This is a genomic window from Paraburkholderia solitsugae (assembly GCF_013177695.1).
GTDB classification, from domain to species: Bacteria; Pseudomonadota; Gammaproteobacteria; order Burkholderiales; family Burkholderiaceae; genus Paraburkholderia; species Paraburkholderia solitsugae.
In genome coordinates this window covers 25,996-47,839 of the sequence record NZ_WOEY01000018.1, presented here as the reverse complement: position 1 = coordinate 47,839, position 21,844 = coordinate 25,996, and the positions used below count along the sequence as shown (strand labels likewise).

The window sequence follows — 21,844 nt, the reverse complement described above, 5'->3', positions numbered from 1 at the left end:
GTTGCGGGTCACGTCCGCGTTGCGTCGGTGCCCTCGTACACGCATCCGGAGGCGTCACGTCGGTCACGTCGTCGCAGCAGCACGCATAGACCGGAAACCCGTACGCATTCGTGCGGATGATTTTCGTTGGCCCGTGCAGCGGGCACACTGCGTTCATGTCGTCTCCTTAAACTCATGATCGACCGGCTCGACCTCGTAGACGCAGCTCGTCAGTTCGGGACGGCCAAGCACCGGTTCGACTCGTCGGGCGAGCTGACCGTTGCCGGTCCGGCGCTCGAGGAGGGCGCCGGAAACGGGATCCACAGCAATATTCTACGACTCTCTCCACGTCGTGAAGGCACGATTGATGATTGGCGCGAATGGCGTCCGTTCACATAGACCGCAATCAATCATTCGTCGGCGAGGGCCTTTCGGACAGCTTTCGATCCGCAAGGAATCAGAGGCAAGCTGATAAGCCGGAATTTACGCGCTGCTTTAGCCGAAGTGGCGGATGCCACGAATCCCGGCGTGGGTGCACCCTATTGGGTCGCTTCGGCCAACACAGGCCTAGTCGTGGTGCAAATCAGTCGTGCAAGTATCGACCTGCGATTCAGGTCGGTCTATAGAAGGCCCCCCAACATCTAGTTCGGCTCATCGATTTTCCATCGGGCGCGTATTCGATGCTCCCCGCGTGGAACGCCTTCGATTGCTGCCGCGCTCATGCATATCCCATCTCTCTGCGTTTTCTCTCGATGAGTCTCCGCAAACAACTGGCATGACAGTTGCTCTGGTTGCTCCGCTCCATCGACATAAGGCCGACGTACGAGTCGGCTCTCCGGTTGCGCAATCGAAGAGGGGATTTCATGCAACTCATTACCGCAATCATCAAGCCGTTCAAGCTCGATGAGGCGCGCGAAGCCTTGTCGGCCATCGGCGTCTCCGGCATCACGGTGACGGAAGTCAAAGGGTTCGGCCGTCAGAAGGGCCATACGGAGCTGTATCGGGGCGCCGAATACGTGGTCGATTTCCTGCCGAAGGTGAAGATCGAGGCGGCTGTCTCGGACGACATCGTCGAGCAGGCGATCGAGGCGATCGAACGCGCGGCACGCACCGGGAAGATTGGCGACGGCAAGATCTTTGTCACGCCGATCGAACAAGTGATTCGGATTCGCACCGGGGAGACCGGCGCGGACGCTCTGTAAATGCAACGGTAGCGATAGGAGGAAACGAAGATGCGCAAATTATTGATGTCCATGCTGATGGCCGGTTCACTGCTCGCGGGCGGTGTCGGCGCCGCCCTCGCGGACGATGCTTCCGCCCCCGTAGCCACCGCAGCGTCGGCACCGGCCGCTGACGCGTCCGCCGCGCCGGCTGCCACCGCCGCAGCCGCACCTGATGCATCGGCCGCAGCCGCTGCCGCCGCACCGGCAGCGCCGACCGCGCCGTTCTCGGTCGATTCGTCGAAGATCAATTCGGGCGACACCGCCTGGATGCTGACCTCCACCGCGCTCGTGCTGTTCATGACGATCCCGGGTCTGGCGCTGTTCTACGGCGGCATGGTCCGCAAGAAGAGCGTGCTCGCGATCCTGATGCAAAGCTTCGCGATCACCTGCCTGGTGTCGATCGTCTGGGTCATTGTGGGCTACAGCCTCGCCTTCACGCCGGGCAACTCGTTCATCGGCGGCTTCTCGCGCTTCTTCATGGCGGGCATGAACTACATCCACGGCGACAAGGCCACGACGCTGACGGTCAGCCACCTCGCCCCGACAATCCCGGAAACGGTCTACGTCGTCTATCAGATGACATTCGCGATCATTACCCCGGCGCTGATCACGGGCGCGTTTGCTGATCGCATGAAGTTCTCTGCGATGCTGGTGTTCATGACGCTGTGGTCGATCCTCGTCTACTCGCCGATCGCGCACATGGTCTGGGAACCGACCGGCTGGCTGGCTGCCGCGGGCATCCTCGACTTCGCGGGCGGCACGGTGGTGCACATCAACGCCGGTATCGCTGCGCTGGTCTGTGCGCTGGTGCTCGGCAAGCGTGTCGGCTACGGCAAGGAGCCGATGGCGCCGCATAACCTGACGCTCACGCTGATCGGTGGCGCCATGCTGTGGGTAGGCTGGTTCGGCTTCAACGCGGGTTCGGCGGTGGCGGCAGACGGCCGTGCCGGTTTCGCCATGTTCGCAACGCAAGTGGCAACCGCAGCAGCAGCACTCGCATGGATGTTCGCCGAATGGGCAACCAAGGGTAAGCCGTCGGTACTCGGTATCGTGTCGGGTGCTGTGGCAGGTCTGGTGGCGATTACGCCGGCTTCGGGCTTCGTCGGTATGACGGGGTCGCTGGTGATCGGCATCGCGGCAGGCGTGATCTGCTACTGGTCGGCAACGTGGCTCAAGCACAAGCTCGGTTACGACGATTCGCTCGACGCGTTCGGCGTGCACTGCATCGGCGGTATCGTGGGTGCGCTGCTGACTGGTGTATTCGCGGTCAAGGACATCGGCGGCTCGGACGGCAGCGTGATCCTGCAAGCCAAGGGCGTGCTGACGACGCTGATTTACAGCGGCGTGGTGAGCTTCGTCCTGTTGAAGGTCATCGACGTGGTGATGGGCATCCGCGTGTCGGAAGAAGACGAGCGCGTGGGTCTGGACGTGAGCCTGCACGGCGAAGCCGTCGAATAGGCAGCATGCCGAGTAAGTTTCGGAAATAGCCCAGGCAGGTGCGATGGGCTATTCTTCGGCGTCGGGGGGAAAGTGCATTTTCGCCCCCTATCTTTTTGCGCAGCGAATCGCGAGTCGCTACGCCAGTGTAGAACCAGCGAAATCTCTATCGCAGTGGCACCAGTAAGATCGTCGCTACCTCTCCCAGGGTGGCAATCGCAATCGCCGAATAGATCGGGTTGGCACTTAAAAACACGTGCAACTTGACCTCGTCTTTGAACCTGAGCCAGGTGCCGAAAAACCCTAGCGACAGGATCAGGCCAGCCAGCAGGCTGAATCCCAACAACACCTGCACCCACTTATTGTGGGTGAGACCGTTTGTCTCCCATGCGAACACTGCCAGACAAACGAGTTGACTGGAGAGGACTGCTAATACGCCGGGATGATACTGTTTGAGTTTGTACATGACTGAAAGTGCCCCGTGCAACCGCTCGTTCCGTGTTCATGAGCCCGTCCAGGAAGCGACGGTGGTTTTATAAGGTGCGGTCGCGGACGCCGTCGGCAATGCCAGGTCGGCAGGGTCCGCATAATTGCAAGCGCTGCAAGACCCGAGGAGTGGCAGCCTCCAGCTGTCACGTAGGGCGCTTCACGAAGGAAGTTGTAGGCTATGCGCCGTAACGTTATCGGTGGTACCCGACCCATTTTACAGGGATGACCACGGGTGTTGTGACACTAATGCACACCGGGCATAGAAACGGCGGATAACCGTCACGCCCAAATGACTGCACGAAAACGTATACCGGACGTTCGGGCAAGCTCGGCGTCAACCGAATCAATCCGGAAGAGCGGGAGCCCACGATCGCCTATATGCTAGCGTTGGGTCTGGGCCCAATGTGAAGCGCAACATCCATGGAAAATCTCCTCAAAAAGCTCGACCTCACCTCGCTGCGCCTGTTCGTCGCCGTCTGCCAGGAGCAGAACATCGCGCGCGCGGCCGAGCGCGAGTTCATCGCGTCTTCCGCGGTGAGCCGGCGTATCGCTGAGATCGAGGCGCTGATCGGCTTGCCGGTGATTCAGCGCCAGTCGCGCGGCATTACGGTGACGCCCGTCGGCGAGACCGTGTTGCGCTATGCGCTGGCGATCATCGGCAACATCGAACAGATGAGCGCCGAGTTGTCGCGCTTTTCGTCGGGGGCGAAGGGCCGGGTGCGGGTGGTGGCGAATCTCTCGTCGATCGTGCAGTTTTTGCCGGAGGACGTAGCGGCGTTCGGGCGCGCGTTCCCGGAGGTGTCGATCGAACTGGAAGAGGAGAACAGCGCGGACGTGCTGCGTATCGTCGACGAGCACGGCGCGGATTTCGGCATCTGCAATCGGGTGGCCGGCAGCGAAGCCTTCGAGCAGGTGCCGTATCGGGAAGACCGGCTGGCGGTGCTGGTGCCGGGTGGTCATCGTCTCGCCAGCGTGTCGCGCGTGGCGTTCGATGAGCTGCTCGACGACAGCTTTGTGGGCCTGCGCAGCGAGAGCGCGCTGACGCAGCTTCTCGCGCAGCAGGCGGCCAGCGTGGGGCGGCAACTCGACGTAAAGATCCGCGTCAGCAGCCTCGACGCGTTATGCCGCATGGTCCACGCGGGCCTCGGGATAGCGATCGTGCCCGAGCAGGTGGCACTGCTCTATGTGAACGCGCTCGACGTGCGTTTGCTGTCCTTGAGCGATGCCTGGGCGGTGCGGCATCTCATCATGATCTTCAAGTCGCGCGATCAGTTAAGCGCTAGCGCGGCGGCGCTGGTGGGGTTCCTCGGCAGGCCCTAGCCCGCGGGATACCTCGCATCATTCTCCAAACGAGACGTCTGCGTTGCCAGACCGGCACTTCGGCATCGCCAACGCGCGCCGTATAGTGAGCGCAAGGAGATTGAACATGAGCGATACGATTCGTCTGGACGGCCGCGTGCTGTACCTGTCCCAGGACCCCGCGGTGATCGAGGCCCAACTCGCCGGTGAAAATTTCACGCGCGCCACCGCGGGTGCGCTGCGCGATAACGTCTCCACCGACGAGATCACACCGGTCACCGTCATGCTGACTTATGACGAGCGCCTCGGCCAGTATCCCTATGTCGGCTTCAAGGCGGGCGAGCGCATGCCGATCGGCCGCGATGCGGTCAAGGACGGCGGCTTCCAGGTGACCGTGGCGGGCAAGCGCTACGGCAAGGGCTCTTCGCGCGAATCGAGCCCGTTGGCGGAGTTGTCGGCGGGCATTCGTTTGATCGTCGCCGAAAGTTTCGAGCGTATCTATCAGCAGAATTGCGACAACATCGGCATCCTCACGACCACGGATTTCTCCGTGCTCGATCGTTTGGTCGCGGGAGAGGCCGTGCCGATCGACGAGTTTCTCAAGGGGCGCGATGCGCTCACCCAGCAGATCATTCGCAGCGGCGGGTTGCTTGCGTACAGCAAGTTTGCGGACTGGCCCGCGCCGCGCGTGCGGGAGACGGCAAACACGGTGAGCGCCGCAAATGCCGCAAACGCCACCGAGCCGAAGACGCTGGTCGAGAAGATCATCGCGCGCCATCTTCACCCTGGCGTTGAAAGCGCACAGCGCGGCGACGGCGTGTTCATCGCTGCCGACTGGCGCTTCAGCCACGATTACTTCACCGGCATGTGCGCGCATCTGATGCATCGCGCGTTCGGCAAGCCCGCGCCGCTGCATGCGCCGGATCACATCATCGCGTTTCAGGATCACCTGGTGCTCGCTTCGCAAAGCATTCCGCACGTTCGCGACGGATTGCTGCCGGGTGTCGCCAATCTGATGGAAGGGCACACGTCGTTTTCGCACGACTATCCGGTGCGCTCGCATGGCGCGCTCGACAACTCACCGGGTTCCGAAGGCATCTGTCATGCGCTGATGGCCGAGCAGTACGCGTTACCGGGGCAGGTTGCGTGCGGCACCGATTCGCACACGCCGCATTCGGGCGCGCTTGGCTGCCTCGCATTTGGTGCGGGCGCAACGGATATCGCCAATAGCTGGGTGACAGGCTACGTGCGCTGCAAAGTACCGGAGACCTTGCGCATCGAAATCGACGGCACCTTGCGCGACGGCGTAACGGCAAAGGACGTTGTGCTGCATCTGTTGCAGATGGACGCGATCCGCTCGGGCGGTGCGATCGGCCTCGTGTTCGAATACGGCGGCGCGGCGGTACGCGCGATGTCGATCGACGAGCGCGCGACGCTGACCAACATGGTCGCTGAGCTGGGCGGCTTCACGGGCATCGTGGAACCGGACGAACGCACGGTGGCGTTTCTGAAGGAGCGCCGCGGCGTCGATTTCACCCTTGAAAACTGGATGAAAAGCGATCCAGGTGCCACGTATCGCGACACGATCTGCATCGACGCCACCGCCATCGAACCGATGCTCGCGCGTCCAGGCGATCCGGGCAACGGCGTGCCGGCGCCGCAACTGGAGCAGGACGTCGCGATCGATATCGCGTATGGCGGCTCATGTACGGCGGGCAAACGCGAAGACTTCGACTTCTATCACGAGGTATTGCGCTGGGGCGTGGAGCAGGGCATGCGTGTGCCCGAGGGCACGCGCCTCTTCCTGCAATTCGGCACCATGGCGGTGCGCGCGTATTGCGAGCGCCAGGGCTATCTGCCGGTTTTCGAGCGCGCCGGCGTGACGCTTGTGATGCCCGGCTGCGGGTCGTGCGCGAATTGCGGACCGGGGCAGTCGGCCCATGCGAACGAGGTGACGATCAGCGCGATCAACCGCAATTTCCCCGGCCGTTCAGGCCCGGGCAATGTGTGGCTGGCAAGCCCGTACACCGTTGCAGCGAGCGCGCTGGCCGGAAAAATCACCACCTTCGAACAATTGAAGCGCGCACGCGGCTAGAATGCTGGCCGGACCTTGAGGCCCGGCATCGTGGTGCGCGTGAGACGCGAAAGTACGAAAGACCGGCACAAGACCGGGCCCGGCGAGCATCATCGTGCATCGCCAGCATGATAAGTATCACCAGGAGACAAACCATATGGCATCCCCCGATCACGCCGAGTCCGTCGCGCGCAGCGCCGGCGGCGCGGCGTCTTCCGCAACCGCGACTGCCGCGACGTCCTCTCCGCTCGACGCCGGCAGCATCTCCGCGCGCCTCGATCGCCTGCCCGCCACGCGCTCCATCTGGAAGCTGGTGGTGCTGCTGAGCCTCGGCTTCTTCTTCGAACTGTACGACCTGCTGTACTCGGGCTATGTCGCGCCGGGCCTCGTTAAAAGCGGCCTGCTGACCGCGACGACGCACGGCCTGTTCGGCTCGACCGGTGTCGCGAGTTTCATCGCCGCGCTGTTCAGCGGGCTGTTCATCGGCACGATCGCGTGCGGCTTTCTGGCGGATCGCTTCGGCCGCCGCGCCGTGTTCACGTATTCGCTGCTGTGGTACACGGCGGCCAACGTCGTGATGGCCTTTCAGGAAACGGCGACGGGGTTGAACTTCTGGCGCTTCGTGGCGGGGATCGGCATCGGCGTCGAGCTGGTGACGATCGGCACGTACATCTCCGAGCTGGTACCCAAACAGATTCGTGGCCGCGCTTTCGCCTGCGAACAAGCTGTCGGTTTTACGGCGGTGCCGGTGGTCGCGTTTCTCTCTTATCTGCTGGTGCCGCGCACGCTGCTTGGGCTCGACGGTTGGCGCTGGGTGGTGCTGATCGGCGCGCACGGTGCGCTGTTTGTCTGGTGGATCCGGCGCGCGTTGCCGGAAAGCCCGCGTTGGCTCGCGCAGCAAGGGCGTCTCGCCGAAGCCGATCGGGTGATGAGCGAACTTGAGGCGAAAGTGCGCAGCGAATACGGCCGTGAACTGCCGCCGCCGGCGCCAGCGGTGCCGGTCGCGCCGCGCGGCAGCTTCCGCGATATGTGGATGCCGCCGTACCGCCGCCGCACGCTGATGATGACGATCTTCAATATTTTCCAGACGGTCGGCTTCTACGGCTTTGCGAACTGGGTGCCGACGCTGCTGATCAAGCAGGGCATTACGATCACCACGAGCCTGATGTACTCGAGCGTGATTGCACTGGCTGCGCCAATTGGTCCGGTGATCGGCCTCTTTATCGGCGACCGCTTCGAGCGCAAGACGGTGATCGTGGTGATGGCGGCCGTGAATATCGTGTGCGGGCTGTGGTTCAGCCAGGCGTCCGGCGCGGTATTGCTGGTGAGCCTCGGTGTGTGTCTGACGCTGGCGGGCAATATCATTTCGTACAGCTTCCATGCATATCAGACCGAGCTCTTTCCGACCAGCATCCGCGCGCGTGCGGTGGGCTTCGTGTATTCGTGGAGCCGTTTTTCGGCGATTTTCACGGCCTTTCTGATCGCCGCGGTGTTGAAGCAGTTCGGCACCACTGGCGTGTTCGTGTTCATCGCCGGTGCGATGCTGATCGTGATGCTCGCGATCGGTTTGATGGGGCCGCGAACCAAGGGTATTGAGCTGGAGAAGATCTCCCGATAGCTAGGTGAAGCGCTCCGGTCTTGCATGTCCGCGCTGGAGCAACGGTGCGTACGCGTGCAAATCCCGGGGCGCGACGTCGAAGGCCCGACGGAATGCACGCGTAAAGCTCGACGCATCGTTGAAACCCAGCCCGTAGGCAATGTCCTGTACCTCCATGTGCGGATAGCGCACCAGTTCATCGGCCGCCATTCGCAGCCTGCGGTTGCGGATATAAGCGGCGAGACCTCCTTCATGCTCAAATATGCGGTACACGCTGGCGCGCGAAAGATGGAGCGACGCCAGCACGCTGTCAGGCGACAGATCCGGATCGTGCAGATGGGCCTCGACGTACCGGCGCACCTGTCCATAGACGGCAGCACGTACCGCCGCGCGAGCGTTGCCGGAAAGGCCCGCTTGACGGCTGAAAGCGGCGACGAGCAGCTCGACCGCGGTGAGAAAGGACTGACGCGCTTCCGTTTTGCCCAGCCCGACGATTTGTCGATTGAGCGCCACCAGATGCTCGATCAGTAAGCGCATCAACGGGGTGGTGGCGTGAACCCAGCGGCCATGCAGCGAGGCGGCATCAGGGAACGACTTTTCCACCAGGGCTCGCGGCACAAAAAGAAGCAGTATCCGGGAGTGAAAACTCCGGATTGTGCACGGCTGATCCATATCCAGCGCGAGGATACTGGGCACGTGCGGGGTGTGCGGCGCGTCGGGTTGCGGCTTGCCGCCCAGGAACTGCCCCGGTTGCCCATCCAGGTACACGCTGAAGGTGAGGTCGCGAACGCTCTCGGTCGACACCCGCCCCAACGAGCGCACGGCCAGGTTGGGCGCCGTGCGAAAGTCGAATAAGCTCAGATTGTCGATCGTGTAACGAGACAGCGATGCATCGAACGTATCGTCAGCTCGCTTTGAAGGCGGCTGGATGTCGTAGACCGGACTCATGCGCTCCTGCCAGGCCAGGAAGCTTTGACGGGCGTCGCCTTGCACGCTGAAACGACTGTGCACGATGCCGGGTGCGAGCGCCGGCGGCTCCGGCGGCGACCATAAGCGGCTTAGCGGTATAGCGGTGTGTAGCGGGTCGTCGTTCAATGCAGTGCTCATTGCTGGTTATCGTCCAGTTTTCACGGTGGCGCGAGCGCGCCAGTTTCTCTTTTCGCCGTGACGAAGCTATGCTTGATTCGCTTATATACTGAGCGTGGAATAATGTCGATTGTCGCGGTAGACAAGGCGTGATCTGATGGACATGCCGCGACGCGCATTATCTCGCGTCATTAAGGGTTCTTCCTTGCTGGCGATACTTGCATCACGCAAAATGCACGGGTATCGGAGATGTGCATGCCCAGCCTGACCAACCGACGTACCCTCACCGATCGCACGACTGTTGCGATTCGCGGCGTATTGGCCGGCGAGCGGCGGGGGCTTCGCTCGGCGCTGCTGTTCGCGGGACCCGCCGTGATCGCCTCGATTGCCTACATGGATCCGGGCAATTTCGCGACCAATATCCAGGCGGGTTCCCGGTTCGGCTATACGCTGCTGTGGGTCGTACTGATGGCCAACCTGATCGCGATGCTGTTTCAGGCGCTTTCTGCCAAGCTCGGCATCGTCACGGGCCGCAATCTGGCCGAAATGTGCCGGGAGCAGTTCCCGCAAAAAGCCGTCTACGTTATGTGGGGGGTGAGCGAAGTCGCCGCGATGGCGACTGACCTGGCAGAATTCCTTGGCGGGGCAATCGGCCTCGCGCTGCTTTTTAAAATGCCGTTGATCGCGGGCATGGCAGTGACCGCGGTGGTGACGTACGGCATCCTGGTCTTTGAAAAACGCGGCTTCCGGCCCATCGAAATCATCATCGGCGCGCTCGTTGCCGTGATCGCCCTGTGCTATCTGATTGAGATGTTCATCGCACCGGTTTCGTGGGGGCAGGCCGGGCTGCACTCGATCCTGCCTTCAATACCGAATGGCGCAGCGCTGACCATCTCGGTGGGCATTGTGGGCGCCACCGTCATGCCTCACGCGATCTATCTGCATTCCGGCCTCACACAAGACCGGGCGCCGGCACGCGACGCGGGCGAGCACCGTGCCCTGCTGCGATTCTCGAACCTGGAAGTCATGATTGCGCTTTCCATCGCCGGCCTCGTCAACATGGCCATGGTCATGATGGCGAGTGCCGCCTTCCACGCCGGCCACAGCGACGTCGCCGAGATTGAGACGGCCTACCATATCCTGACGCCGCTGCTCGGCGCCGGCGCGGCGGCTGTATTCCTCATTTCGTTGATCAGTTCGGGTATTTCCAGCTCGGTTGTCGGCACGATGGCCGGACAGATGATCATGCAGGGCTTCGTCGGCTTCCGGATTCCGATCTGGGTCCGGCGCCTCGTGACCATGATCCCGGCCTTTGTGGTGGTCGGCCTCGGGGTGAATGCAACCCAGGCGCTGGTGCTCAGTCAGGTCGTGCTTTCCTTCGCCTTGCCGATCCCGATGGTGGCCCTGGTTCTGTTCACTCGCCGCCAGGACATCATGGGTGAGTTCGCCAACGGCCGGTTGACGGACATCGCCGCGATCGCCGGGACGGTGATTATCCTCGTCCTTAATCTGGTTCTGCTGCTTCAGACCTTCGGCGTCAACATCCCGGGACTGCCAGCGGCCTAAGTGGGGTCAGGAATTCTGCCAGCAGTCACATATCGCCCTGGCGTCGTCCCCATGACTCGCCGAAACATGTCGATAAACGCACTGACGTTGTCGTACCCGAGTTCAAGCGCAATTGTCGTCACGGGTATGCCGTCCGCGACCAACTCGAGCGCGCGAAGCAGGCGGGCTTGCTGACGCCATTGCGCGAACGTCAAGCCGGTCTCCGCCACAAAACGGCGGCTCAGCGTGCGTGGCGCGACACCGGCCCACGCGGCCCATTGGTCGAGGTGGCGATGATCCGAAAGATCGCTGGCCAACGCGTCCGTGATCCGGACGAGTCGTGGATCTTCGGGACGGGGCAGACCCAGCGATTCCTCTTTCGCTGCGGCAAGTTCATCAACGATGACGCCTGCAATGCGCGTCTGCGCCTCGTCGAGCTCGATATCCGGCCAGGTCGCGGCGCGTCGCACGGCCTCGCGCAACAAGGGCGTCGTTTTGATTGCGCGAGGCTCCCGAGGTAGCGACGCGCACCTTTCTTCGGCGATAAAAACGCTCCACCCTGAGAACGGGCCATACGAACGCACGGAATGGACACAATGCGGCGGAATCCAGATCGCATGGTTCGCAGGAACAACCCACTGCTGCTTGTCGAGTCCGACCGAGATGAGGCCGCTCAGCGTGCCCATGAGCTGCCCGCGCGCATGGCAGTGTGACGACGTCGCGCGCGCTTCGCTTTGCGTCAGTTCAGCCACGGCGAGGTACGGACCTTCCTGCGAGGTTACGAGATCGGGACGAATGAGGTGAGAGGACATGGCCGGAACACCGTATGATATGACCTTTATACCGGAGACGGGCCGCGTCTGCACGACGATCCGCAAGGGCACCGTCGCGGCTTTTCTCGCCAATGCCACCCGTTTGCGAAGACTTCGGTCGTCCCGTTGCCCTGACTGGCCATCATCTGATCGACGTCGCCCCTTCCGCGTCCAGATTCCCGAAGCAGACTACACTTGCCGTTGAGAAGGCAGGCTGCCGGCCACGATGCCCGAGGGAGACAAGATGGACCTATTCATGTCGATGGAAGCGTTCGTGCGGGCGGCGGAAGCGCAGAGCTTCGCCGGTGCCGCGCGCCAGCTGGGCGTCGCCAAATCGGTGGTGACCTCGCGCGTCAAGCAGCTCGAAGACCATTTCGGCGTGCCGCTCTTTCATCGGTCCACGCGGGCGGTGCGCCTGTCGGAACTCGGCGAGACGTACTACCGTGAGTGCGCCGAGCTGGTCAACAAGGTGCACGATCTGTCCGGCCGCTCGCGCGGCGATCCGCAGGCGCTCGCCGGGACGCTCAATATCCACGTATTGCCCGGCTTCGCGCTGGGCCATTTTTCACAAACGCTGATCGAGTTTCGCGCCGCGTATCCGCGCGTCGAGTTCGTCGTGACCGTCAACGACCGGGTGATCGATCCGGTTCAGGAAGGCTTCGATCTGGCGTTGCAGATCTATCCGCCGGCGTCGAATCTGCTGGTGGAGCGGCGTTTGTTTCCCGTGCGTGGCGTCTTGTGCGCCGCGCCCGGTTATCTAAAGGAAGAGCCGCTGATCGACACGCCACTCGACCTGCTGCGGCACGATTTCGCCCGTTACTCGTACTATCCCTGGGGCGACAAGTGGCCGTTAATGCGCGGCAACGAATGCTTCGAAATCGCACTGAATCCGGTGCTGAAAACCAATAGCGTGCACCTGTTGCTCGAGTTCGCGCGGGCCGGTGCGGGTGTCGTCTATCTGCCAACCATGGTCGCCGCCGCCGATCTGCTGGAGCATCGCCTTGAACGGGTCTTGCCGGAGTACGCAGCGCCGCCGCTGTGGCTGTCGGCGGTCTATCCCGCCTCGCACCGCTCGACCACCAAGGTCAAGGCTTTCGTCGACTTCCTGCGCACCCGCTATCTGCGCGAACCGCAGTGGGACAGGGCGCTCGGCATTACGCCACCGGACGACGAGACCAAGAGCGTCGGCGAGGAATTAGCCGAAGACTGAGCGCCACTGGAGGCCGGTCCGGGTTCTCCACCAGGTAATTTCCCTGGCGCGATTTTGCAGCACCCAGGGTTCGCGTTTCCCGACCCTCAGATCATTGCTGTTGCGCCTGCCGCCACTTAATCTTCGATCCATGCAACGCATTCGTGGATTCACAGATTAACTGGAGGCAGACATGCAACAGACCTGGTTCGGCAGCCTGGACAACTTTCGGAAAGGCTCCATCGAAATCATCAAGGGCAAACCGGAGCATTACGCAATGTCGAACGTGTTCGACGTCGCGAGCCGCGCACAGCCTTACGAGAAAATCGTCGTCGGCAAGAATCTCAAGTACGTGATCGAGACACTGCGCGCGGAAGGGTCCTCGCCGTGGTTCGCTGCGTCGCACGATGAATTCGCGGTCGTCCTCGACGGCGAGATCGACGTCTTTTTCATCAAGCCGTCGGACGGCCCGCTGGTCGACGCGCAGACCGAAGGCAGCGTGCGGCTCGAAGGCCAGCCGTCGGGCCAGTCGATGGGTTATGTGCGGCTGCGCCGCGGCCACCAGGCGCTGTTGCCCGCGGGCGCGGCTTACCGCTTCGAAGCGGTGAAGAAGGGCGTGGTGCTCGTGCAGACGATCCTCGGACGCTATTCGGTCGAGAAGTGGGCCGACATCTGCATCCACTGATTCCCTCTACACGATCGATCCTTTTTTGGAGCCCATCATGGACAAACCCAGCACCCTGCAAAGCGTCACCGCGAGCGAGGCCGATACGGTCACCGGCTACCGCGTGTTCCGCCTCGGCGATTTCGAATTCAGCCGCGACGCCTATTTCGCCACCGTCAAATGGCCCGCCAAAGGCCAGATCCGCTCACACCAGATGCACGCCGACGATTTCCTGCGCGCCATGATGCGAGATGTGGCGTGGGGCTTCTTCTACGGCTGGGTCAATTTTGACGAAGTGATCGGCACGCGCAATCACTACGGCAAGGTCGACATGTACGCCGGCGCGTACAACGCGAGTTTCAAGGAAGCGGGCGTCGATCACATGCAGCAGTTCGACACGCCGCTCATCATGGCGACCTTCAAGGCGATTCTGAAGGATTGGGTTAACGAAGGCTTCGACCCGTTCGCCGCGCCCGAAGAAACCGGCTCAGCGTTCGGCACGAAACATGGCGACAACATCGCGGCGATCGAGCGCACGCGGATTGCCACCAAACGCATGCCGGGCCTCGAAGGCGACTCGCCATTGCGCGATGACCTGCCGGTCAACCGCCAGTTCGCCGACGTCGACCAGGACGAACCGGAGATTCACGCGGAGCCTGGCTTCGAGAACACGCTGCATGCGTTCAGCCTCTTCAAGTACCTGTCGCGCTCGGACGTGACGTGGAATCCGTCGGTCACCTCCGTGTGCCAGCAAAGTCTGTTCTGTCCGACCACCGAAGAGTTCGTGCTGCCGGTGTTCCATGGCAACGACCGCGTCGAGTGGTTCCTGCAACTGTCCGACCAGATCATCTGGGACGTCGGCGACAAGGACAGCGGCGAGCCGCGTGCCCGCATCACGATGAACGCGGGCGATATCGCCGCGATGCCGGCCGATATCCGTCACAAGGGCTACTCGCAGAAGCGTTCGATGCTGCTGGTGTGGGAGAACGCCACGCCCGATCTGCCGAAGCGCTACGAAAGCGGTGAACTGCCGCCGTACCCGATCCAGATCTAACCCCCAGACATTCCCTCCGATCGTCGATCGAACGGCGCCAGACCGCTGGCGCCGCGGGGAATGTCACGTCCAAAGTTTTACTTGCGCGGGACTGACATGCAAACGCAACTCTTCATCGGCGGCCGCTTCGTGCCGGCTGCAAACGGCGAAACGCTCGCCTCCCTCAATCCGCACGACAACTCGGTGATCGCCGAAGTCGCCATGGCCGGACCCGCCGATGTCGACCGCGCCGTGGCGGCGGCGAAAGCGGCGTTTCCGAAGTGGAGCAATCTCGCCGCGATGGAGCGGGGGCGCTTGCTGCTCAAACTCGCCGATGCAATCGAAGCGAACGCCGATGCGCTGGCGCGCCTCGAATCGCTCGATACCGGCCACCCGATTCGCGACACACGCAATCTCGATGTGCCGCGCACCGCGGCGACGTTTCGCTACTTCGGCGGCATGGCCGACAAGTTCGAAGGTTCGGTGATTCCGGTCGAACAGGGGTTTCTGAACTACATGACACGCGAGCCGGTCGGCATCGTCGGGCAGGTGGTGCCGTGGAATTTTCCGCTGATGTTCACGAGCTGGAAGATGGCCCCCGCGCTCGCCGCAGGCAACTGCGTGATCATGAAGCCCGCCGAACTCACACCGCTGTCGAGTCTCGCCATTGCGGAACTGATGGCCGAAGTGGGTTTCCCGGAAGGTGTCGTCAATATTCTGCCGGGCCTGGGTCATGTGGCTGGCCAGTACATTGCCGAGCATCCGGAGATCAGCAAGGTCGCCTTCACGGGTTCGACGGCCGTGGGCCGCAAGATCGTGCAGGCGTCAAGCGGCAATCTGAAGAAGGTGCAGCTCGAACTCGGCGGCAAGGGCGCGAACATTGTGTTCGGCGACGCGAATATCGACGCGGTTGTGCAAGGCTCCGCGTTCGCGATTTTCCATAACCAGGGGCAGGCGTGCATCGCCGGCTCGCGGATGATCGTGCATGAATCGATCGCCGATGAAGTGCTCGAAAAGTTCACCGCTTTGAGTCGCACGATCCGGATCGGCAATCCGCTCGATCCACTCACCGAAATGGGGCCGCTCACCTCGCGTCAGCACCGCGACCGCGTCCTCTCGTTTGTCGACGTTGCGCGTGAGCAGGGTGGCCGTGTGCTGGCAGGCGGCAAAGCGCCGGACGATGCCGCGCTGGCGAACGGCTGCTACGTCGAGCCGACCATTGTCGAAGCGAAACCGGAGCATCGGGTGTCGCAGGAAGAGGTGTTCGGCCCGTTCATGACGGTCACGACATTCCGCACCGATGAAGAGGCGCTCGCGATCGCCAACGGCACCGAGTACGGTCTCGGCGCGGGTCTCTGGACGCGCGACCTGCAGCGCGCACACCTGGTGGCTCGCGAGATTCGCGCCGGCATGGTGTGGATCAACTGCTACAAGCGCGTGAGCCCAGCTTCACCGTTCGGCGGTGTCGGCGCGAGCGGCTATGGCCGCGAGATGGGTTTTGAAGCGATGCGCGAGTACACGCAGCCCAAGTCGGTCTGGGTCAACGTGGATGCGCAGATTCCGCCTTACTACCCGCGCTGACTCGCCATGGAACCGTTCATCTATAACGGCCTGCCGTCACGTGTGATTTTCGGCGCGGGCAGTCTCGATCAACTCGATCGTGAGATCGGTTTGCTCGGCGCCACGCGGGCAATCGTACTGTCCACGCCGCAACAGCGTGCGCAGGCCGAAGCGCTTGCGGCAAGCCTCGGGTCGCGGGCGGCGGGCGTCTACGCCGAAGCCGTGATGCACGTGCCGGTCGAAACCGCTCGCGCGGCGCGTGACTTTGCGAGTCAGGTCGGTGCCGATTGCGCGATCGCACTAGGCGGCGGTTCGACAACGGGTCTCGGCAAGGCGATCGCTCTCGAAACTTCGCTGCCGATCATCGCGATTCCGACCACCTATGCGGGCTCCGAAATGACGCCGATTTACGGCCTCACCGAGGATGGCGTGAAGAAGACCGGTCGCGATCTGCGCGTGCTGCCGAAGACGGTGATTTACGACCCGTCGTTGACCACGTCGCTGCCTCCCGCGTTGTCGCTCACGAGCGGCATCAATGCGATCGCACACGCGGCCGAGGGGCTCTACGCGCAGGACACGAATCCGATCATCGCGCTGATGGCGGAAGAGGGCATCCGTGCGCTCGGTCAGGGGCTGCCTCGCGTCATGCAACAGCCCGGCGATCTCGCTGCACGTGGCGACTGCCTCTACGGCGCCTGGCTCTGCGGCGCGGTACTCGGCAGCGTCGGCATGGCGTTGCATCACAAGCTGTGTCACACGCTTGGCGGCACGTTCAATCTGCCGCACGCGGAGACGCACGCGATCGTGTTGCCGCATGTGCTTGCCTATAACCGCGAAGCCGCACCCGATGCGATGAAGCGCATCGCTCGCGCATTGCACGCCGACGATGCCGCCCAGGGCGTGTTCGATCTTGCACGTGATCACGGCGCGCCCACCGCACTGAAAGACATTGGTGTGAGCGCAACCGATCTCGACGTCGCGCTCGATCTCGCGTTGAAGAACCCGTACTGGAATCCGCGGCCGGTCGAGCGAACGCCGCTACGTGCGCTGCTGGAAGCTGCTTTCGAAGGCAGACGGCCGGATTAGCGCAAACGCCCCACTCATACAAAAAATTCAGGAGACAACCATGGACAGCCATTCCTTCGATGCGAAGCGCCGCCGCTTCGTCACACTTGCCGCAGGCGGCGCGCTCGCCGCGTCAACCTCGGCATTCTCGCCGCTCGTCTTCGCAAGCGGCCCGCGCACGCTGAAAATCGGCTACGTATCGCCGCAAACCGGCCCGCTCGCGCCGTTCGGCGAAGCCGACCGCTTCACCATCCAACAGATGCAGACGGCGCTGAAAAACGGCATCGTGATCGGCGGCAAAACGTACCCGGTGTCGATCGTCGTCAAGGACAGCCAGTCGAACCCGAATCGCGCCGGCGAAGTCGCCAACGATCTGATCCTGAAGGACAAGGTCGACATCATGCTCGTCTCCGGCACGCCCGAGACCGCGAATCCGGTCAGCGATGCGTGCGAGTTGAACGAGATGCCTTGCGTGTCGACGGTGGTGCCGTGGCAGCCGTGGTTCTTCGGCAGAAAGGGCGACCCGAAGAAGGGTTTCCGCTTCACCTATCACTTCTTCTGGGGACTGGAGGACGTGATCGCCGTCTTCACCGGCATGTGGCAATCGGTGCAGACCAATCACAGTGTTGGCGGACTGTTCCCGAATGATGGCGACGGCAACGCATGGGGCGACGCAAAACTCGGCTTTCCGCCCGTGCTCGCCCAAAAGGGTTTCACGCTGAAGGACCCGGGTCGTTTCCAGAGCATGACGCAGGACTTCTCCGCGCAGATTTCGTCGTTCAAGCAGGCGAACGCGCAGATCGTCACCGGCGTCGTGATTCCGCCCGACGCGAAGAACTTCCTCGTTCAGGCACGTCAGCAAGGCCTGAAGCCCAAAGTTATTTCGATCGGCAAGGCGCTGCTGTTTCCCACTTCGATCGAAGCGCTCGGCGATCTCGGCGACGGACTCTCCACCGAGGTGTGGTGGTCGCCGTCGCATCCGTTCAAGTCGTCGTTGACGGGACAAAGCGCGCGGCAAGTTGCGGACGACTACGAGCGCGTCACGTCGAAGCAATGGACGCAGCCGATCGGCTTCGCGCATGCGCTGTTTGAAATTGCCGTCGACTCGCTAAAGCGCGCGAAAGATGTCGATTCGAATGAAGCGATCCGCGACGCCGTGGCATCGACGAAGCTCGATACGCTGGTCGGCCATGTTGCGTGGGGCAGCGGGCCGGTGAAGAACGTTGCGAAAACACCGCTCGTAGGTGGGCAATGGGTGAAAGGACAGAAGCATCGCTTCGATCTGGCCATCGTGAATAACCAGCTCGCGCCGAGCGTGCCGCTGTCCGGCCCGCTCAAGCTGATCGCGTGAATGACTAGCGGAGAGCGGTGATGAACCCAGTTCTTAGACTCACCAGCGTGTCGAAGCGTTATGGCGCGCTGCAGGTGACCGACGACATCAGCTTCGCGGTCGAGCGCGGCGAAACTTACGGCATCCTCGGCCCGAACGGCGCCGGCAAAACCACGCTGTTCAACCTCGTCAGCGGCGACGTGCGGCCCGATCAGGGCAGCGTCGAATTCGACGGCGCGGATGTGAACCACTTGCCGCCGCATCGCCGCTGCGCGGCGGGAATCGGCCGCTCGTATCAGGTGCCGCGCCCGTTCGGTGGCATGACGGTATTCGAGAACCTGCTGGTAGGCGCGACCTTCGGCGGTGAACTGGCCGAGCACGCCGCATACGACGTCTGCATCGATGTGCTCGAACGCACCGGTCTCAAAGCGCGCGCCAACCAGTTGGCCGGCACGCTGGGGCTGCTGGACCGCAAGCGCCTCGAACTCGCGCGCGCGTTGGCCACGCAGCCGAAACTGCTGCTGCTCGACGAGATCGCCGGCGGCCTGACCGAACCTGAAACACACGAACTCGTCGACGAGATTCGACGCGTCAAGGAGCGTGGCGTGACGATCGTGTGGATCGAACACGTCGTGCACGCGCTGCTCGCGGTGGCCGACCAGCTGCTCGTCATCAACTTCGGTAAACGGCTCGCTGAGGGCCTGCCCGCCGCCGTGATGGACGACCCGGAAGTGCGGCGCGTGTACCTCGGACTGGAGGCATAACCATGTCGGCATTACTGGAGACACACGCGCTCAGCGCGTTTTACGGCGACTTCCAGGCGCTGTTCGGCATCGATGTGTCGGTCGCACCCGGCGAGGTGATCGCGCTGATCGGCTCGAACGGCGCGGGCAAGTCGACCTTCCTGAAATCGGTGGCGGGCCTGCTGCGCCCGCGTGCCGCCGGGCAGATCCTCTATCGCGGCGAGCCGATCGGCGGCGCGGCTGCAGCGAGCATCGTCGGCAAGGGCATTGCACTGGTGCCGGAAGGGCGGCGTCTGTTCGCGAGCTTGACCGTCGAAGAAAACCTGCTGCTCGGCGCATTCTGCAAACGGCCGGGACGCTGGAATCTGCAAAGCGTCTATGCGCTGTTTCCGGCGCTGCGGGAGCGGCGTCATCACGCGGCGACTGCGTTGTCCGGCGGCCAGCAGCAGATGGTGGCGATTGGCCGCGCGCTGATGAGCAACCCCGATCTGCTGATGTGCGACGAACTTTCGCTCGGCCTGGCGCCAGTGATCGTGCGCGAGATCTATGCGGCGTTGCCCGAGATTGTCGCGGACGGCATGAGCGCGATCGTCGTCGAGCAGGACGTGCAACTGGCGCGCCGCGTGTCGTCGCGTTTCTATTGCTTCCAGGAAGGGCGCGTGTCGCTGGCGGGTGTCTCGGCTGAAGTGTCGGACGAAGCGATCACGCAAGCCTATTTTGGAGCGGTCGCATGAACACATTCATCAATATCGTCGTGCAGGGCGTGCTGTTGGGCGCCCTGTATGGGCTCTTCGCGATGGGCCAGTCGCTGGTGTTCGGCGTGATGCGGCTCACCAACACCGCGCACGGCGACTTCATTGTGTTGCTGGCGTTCGTGCTGTTCGCCTTGACGAACTACGCGCATGTGCCGCTCGCCGTCTCGCTGGTGCTGCTGCTCGTGATCGCATTCGGCACGGGCTATGCGGTGCAATACGCGATTCTCAACCGGGTCAGCAGCCGGGATCCCTTGCCGTCGCTGATCGTCACGTTCGGCTTGTCGATCGTGATCCAGAACGTGCTGCAACAGGTGTTCTCCGCCGATCCGCGTTCGGTCGCAACGGGCAGTTTCGAGTCGCAGAGCATCACGCTCGCGGGCGGCGTGACGTTGGGCTATCTGCCGCTCGTCACGCTGGTGGCGACCGTTGCGCTCGCCTTCGCCATGCAGTGGCTGTTCGGCCGCACGCCGCTTGGCCGCGCGTTTCGCGCCACCTCCGACGACCGCGAGATCGTGCAACTGATGGGCGTCTCGTACCGCCGTACCTATGCGCTTGCGATGGGCATCGCGTTCGTGCTGATCGCGGTCGCCGCCGCGCTGTATTCGATGCGCACCGCGGTGTCGCCGACCGATGGCCCGGCCTTGCTGCTGTACGCGTTCGAAGCGGTAATCATCGGCGGAATGGGCTCGTTCTGGGGCACCTTCGTCGGCGGCATGGCGCTCGGGATTGCGCAACAGGTGGGTTTTTACTTCGATCCCGGCTGGGGTATCTGGCTCGGCCACGTGGTGTTTCTTGGCGTGCTGGTGGCCCGGCCGCAGGGCTTGCTGCCCAAAACCGCATAGAGGCTCGACATGACGATGCATATGAACCGGCCCGCAGGGGGCTTCGAAGTGCGGCGCGCGACCCGTGCGAGCCGCGTGGCGGTGATCGTGCTGCTGATCCTCGCGCTGGCGGTGGCGAGCGCGCCATGGTGGGCCGGGCGCGATGCGATGCGCGACTTCGTGCAACTCGCGTCGTACCTGGTGTTCGCGTTGATGTGGAATCTGCTGGCGGGCTATGGCGGGATGGTGTCGATCGGCCAGCAGGCGTTCTTCGGGATCGGCGGCTACGGGATGCTGATTCTCGCGAACTATTGCGGACTCTCGCCGTTCGTTGCGGTGCCGATCGCGGCGATGATCGCGACAATCGTGGCGATTCCCTTATCGCTGGTGGCGTTCCGGCTGGAAGGCGGCTACTTCGCCATCGGCACATGGGTGATCGCGGAAGTGTTCCGGCTGACGGTCGCAAACGTGTCGGTGCTCGGCGGCGGCTCCGGCACCAGCCTCACCGCGCTGCAGGACGTGCCGCGTGCGCTGCGTGAATCGCTGACGTTATGGCTTGCTTTGGCTATTGTCGCAGCGGCGATCGGCTTGTTGTATCTGTTCCTGCGCTCCAAAGCCGGTCTCGCCTTGACCGCGATGCGCGACAACGCGGTGGCGGCCAGCAGCCAGGGCGTCGACGTGAAGCGTGCGCGGTTGCTCGTCTACCTGGTGTCCGCGTGCGGCACGGCGTTGGCCGGTGGCCTGTATTTCGTCGGCAACCTGCGTATTTCGCCGGACGCGGCCTTCTCGGTGAACTGGACCGCATTCGGTATTTTTATCGTGATGATCGGCGGTCTCGGCACGCTCGAAGGACCGATTGTTGGTGCGCTGATCTTCTTCCTGCTGAACCAGTTCCTCTCCGACTTCGGCACCTGGTATCTGATCGGACTCGGCGCGCTGGCGATCGTTGTGACGATGTTCTTTCCGCAAGGGCTGTGGGGCTTCGTGTCACGCCGCTACGGCCTGCAATTGTTCCCGGTGGGGCGGCGCGTCGTGTTTGCCGACGCCGGCGCTTCAAAGCCAGATTCACAGCCAGATTCACCGCACGATGCATCGACCGATTCCGTCGATGCGCCGTCGGCTCCCCACCGCGCATGAGGCCGA

20 protein-coding genes are annotated in these 21,844 nt (G+C 62.9%); 17 read left to right on the top strand and 3 right to left on the bottom strand.

Annotation, left to right across the window (positions count from 1 at the left end):
* The first annotated feature begins 174 nt into the window (after positions 1-174).
* The 3 genes from GNZ12_RS04605 to GNZ12_RS04595 all read left to right on the top strand — a co-directional run bounded on the left by GNZ12_RS04605 (position 175) and on the right by GNZ12_RS04595 (position 2,660).
* Positions 175-378: a hypothetical protein gene (locus GNZ12_RS04605; RefSeq protein WP_172309236.1), complete on the top strand. Its 204-nt coding sequence runs from the start codon at positions 175-177 to the stop codon at positions 376-378.
* A gap of 464 nt (positions 379-842) precedes the next feature.
* On the top strand, positions 843-1,181 hold the full coding sequence (locus GNZ12_RS04600; protein ID WP_172309235.1) for a P-II family nitrogen regulator: 339 nt from the start codon (positions 843-845) through the stop codon (positions 1,179-1,181).
* Positions 1,182-1,211: 30 nt separating this feature from the next.
* Complete coding sequence (locus GNZ12_RS04595; RefSeq protein ID WP_172309234.1) at positions 1,212-2,660, top strand: ammonium transporter; 1,449 nt, start codon at positions 1,212-1,214, stop codon at positions 2,658-2,660.
* 145 nt (positions 2,661-2,805) lie between these two features.
* On the opposite strand, the gene GNZ12_RS04590 is transcribed toward GNZ12_RS04595, so the two are convergent.
* On the bottom strand, positions 2,806-3,105 hold the full coding sequence (locus GNZ12_RS04590; protein WP_172309233.1) for a hypothetical protein: 300 nt from the start codon (positions 3,103-3,105) through the stop codon (positions 2,806-2,808).
* Between the two features lie 443 nt (positions 3,106-3,548).
* Here GNZ12_RS04590 and GNZ12_RS04585 point away from each other — a divergent pair, with 443 nt between their 5' ends.
* The 3 genes from GNZ12_RS04585 to GNZ12_RS04575 all read left to right on the top strand — a co-directional run bounded on the left by GNZ12_RS04585 (position 3,549) and on the right by GNZ12_RS04575 (position 8,119).
* A complete protein-coding gene (locus tag GNZ12_RS04585; protein WP_172309232.1) occupies positions 3,549-4,448 on the top strand; it encodes a LysR family transcriptional regulator in 900 nt (299 codons plus the stop codon).
* Between the two features lie 106 nt (positions 4,449-4,554).
* Positions 4,555-6,522 carry an aconitase family protein gene (locus tag GNZ12_RS04580; protein ID WP_172309231.1) on the top strand — a complete coding sequence of 656 codons (1,968 nt, stop codon included), beginning with the start codon at positions 4,555-4,557 and terminating at the stop codon, positions 6,520-6,522.
* A gap of 136 nt (positions 6,523-6,658) precedes the next feature.
* Positions 6,659-8,119, top strand: a complete 1,461-nt coding sequence (locus GNZ12_RS04575; RefSeq protein WP_172309230.1) for an MFS transporter — start codon at positions 6,659-6,661, stop codon at positions 8,117-8,119.
* Here the strand turns inward: GNZ12_RS04575 and GNZ12_RS04570 are convergent, their stop codons facing one another.
* Complete coding sequence (locus GNZ12_RS04570) at positions 8,120-9,193, bottom strand: helix-turn-helix domain-containing protein (RefSeq protein WP_235993602.1); 1,074 nt, start codon at positions 9,191-9,193, stop codon at positions 8,120-8,122.
* A gap of 246 nt (positions 9,194-9,439) precedes the next feature.
* Between GNZ12_RS04570 and GNZ12_RS04565 the strand changes: the two genes are divergently transcribed.
* Positions 9,440-10,750, top strand: coding sequence for an Nramp family divalent metal transporter (locus GNZ12_RS04565; protein WP_172309228.1), 1,311 nt, complete (start codon positions 9,440-9,442; stop codon positions 10,748-10,750).
* Here the strand turns inward: GNZ12_RS04565 and GNZ12_RS04560 are convergent.
* Positions 10,747-11,541, bottom strand: a complete 795-nt coding sequence (locus tag GNZ12_RS04560; RefSeq protein ID WP_172309227.1) for an AraC family transcriptional regulator — start codon at positions 11,539-11,541, stop codon at positions 10,747-10,749. The genes GNZ12_RS04565 and GNZ12_RS04560 overlap by 4 nt on opposite strands.
* 244 nt (positions 11,542-11,785) lie before the next feature.
* Between GNZ12_RS04560 and GNZ12_RS04555 the strand changes: the two genes are divergently transcribed.
* The 10 genes from GNZ12_RS04555 to GNZ12_RS04510 all read left to right on the top strand — a co-directional run bounded on the left by GNZ12_RS04555 (position 11,786) and on the right by GNZ12_RS04510 (position 21,838).
* A complete protein-coding gene (locus GNZ12_RS04555; protein ID WP_172309226.1) occupies positions 11,786-12,751 on the top strand; it encodes a LysR family transcriptional regulator in 966 nt (321 codons plus the stop codon).
* 172 nt (positions 12,752-12,923) lie between these two features.
* The gene (locus tag GNZ12_RS04550) at positions 12,924-13,415 is read left to right on the top strand and encodes a cupin domain-containing protein (RefSeq protein ID WP_172309225.1); all 492 of its coding nucleotides are present in this window, start codon (positions 12,924-12,926) and stop codon (positions 13,413-13,415) included.
* A 37-nt stretch (positions 13,416-13,452) separates the two neighbouring features.
* Complete coding sequence (locus GNZ12_RS04545; protein ID WP_172309224.1) at positions 13,453-14,448, top strand: hydroxyquinol 1,2-dioxygenase; 996 nt, start codon at positions 13,453-13,455, stop codon at positions 14,446-14,448.
* Between the two features lie 96 nt (positions 14,449-14,544).
* The gene (locus GNZ12_RS04540; RefSeq protein WP_172309223.1) at positions 14,545-16,008 is read left to right on the top strand and encodes an aldehyde dehydrogenase family protein; all 1,464 of its coding nucleotides are present in this window, start codon (positions 14,545-14,547) and stop codon (positions 16,006-16,008) included.
* A gap of 6 nt (positions 16,009-16,014) precedes the next feature.
* Complete coding sequence (locus GNZ12_RS04535; RefSeq protein WP_172309222.1) at positions 16,015-17,073, top strand: maleylacetate reductase; 1,059 nt, start codon at positions 16,015-16,017, stop codon at positions 17,071-17,073.
* A gap of 40 nt (positions 17,074-17,113) precedes the next feature.
* Positions 17,114-18,403, top strand: a complete 1,290-nt coding sequence (locus GNZ12_RS04530) for an ABC transporter substrate-binding protein (RefSeq protein WP_172309221.1) — start codon at positions 17,114-17,116, stop codon at positions 18,401-18,403.
* A gap of 20 nt (positions 18,404-18,423) precedes the next feature.
* Positions 18,424-19,146: an ABC transporter ATP-binding protein gene (locus GNZ12_RS04525; RefSeq protein WP_172309220.1), complete on the top strand. Its 723-nt coding sequence runs from the start codon at positions 18,424-18,426 to the stop codon at positions 19,144-19,146.
* 2 nt (positions 19,147-19,148) lie between these two features.
* On the top strand, positions 19,149-19,859 hold the full coding sequence (locus tag GNZ12_RS04520) for an ABC transporter ATP-binding protein (RefSeq protein ID WP_172309219.1): 711 nt from the start codon (positions 19,149-19,151) through the stop codon (positions 19,857-19,859).
* Positions 19,856-20,722 (top strand): branched-chain amino acid ABC transporter permease, encoded by an 867-nt coding sequence (locus GNZ12_RS04515; protein WP_172309218.1) that lies wholly within the window; start codon positions 19,856-19,858, stop codon positions 20,720-20,722. Before GNZ12_RS04520 ends, GNZ12_RS04515 begins: the two co-directional genes overlap by 4 nt.
* 9 nt (positions 20,723-20,731) lie before the next feature.
* Entirely contained in the window at positions 20,732-21,838 is a 1,107-nt protein-coding gene (locus tag GNZ12_RS04510) for a branched-chain amino acid ABC transporter permease (protein ID WP_235993601.1), read from the top strand.
* The last annotated feature ends 6 nt before the right edge of the window (positions 21,839-21,844 follow it).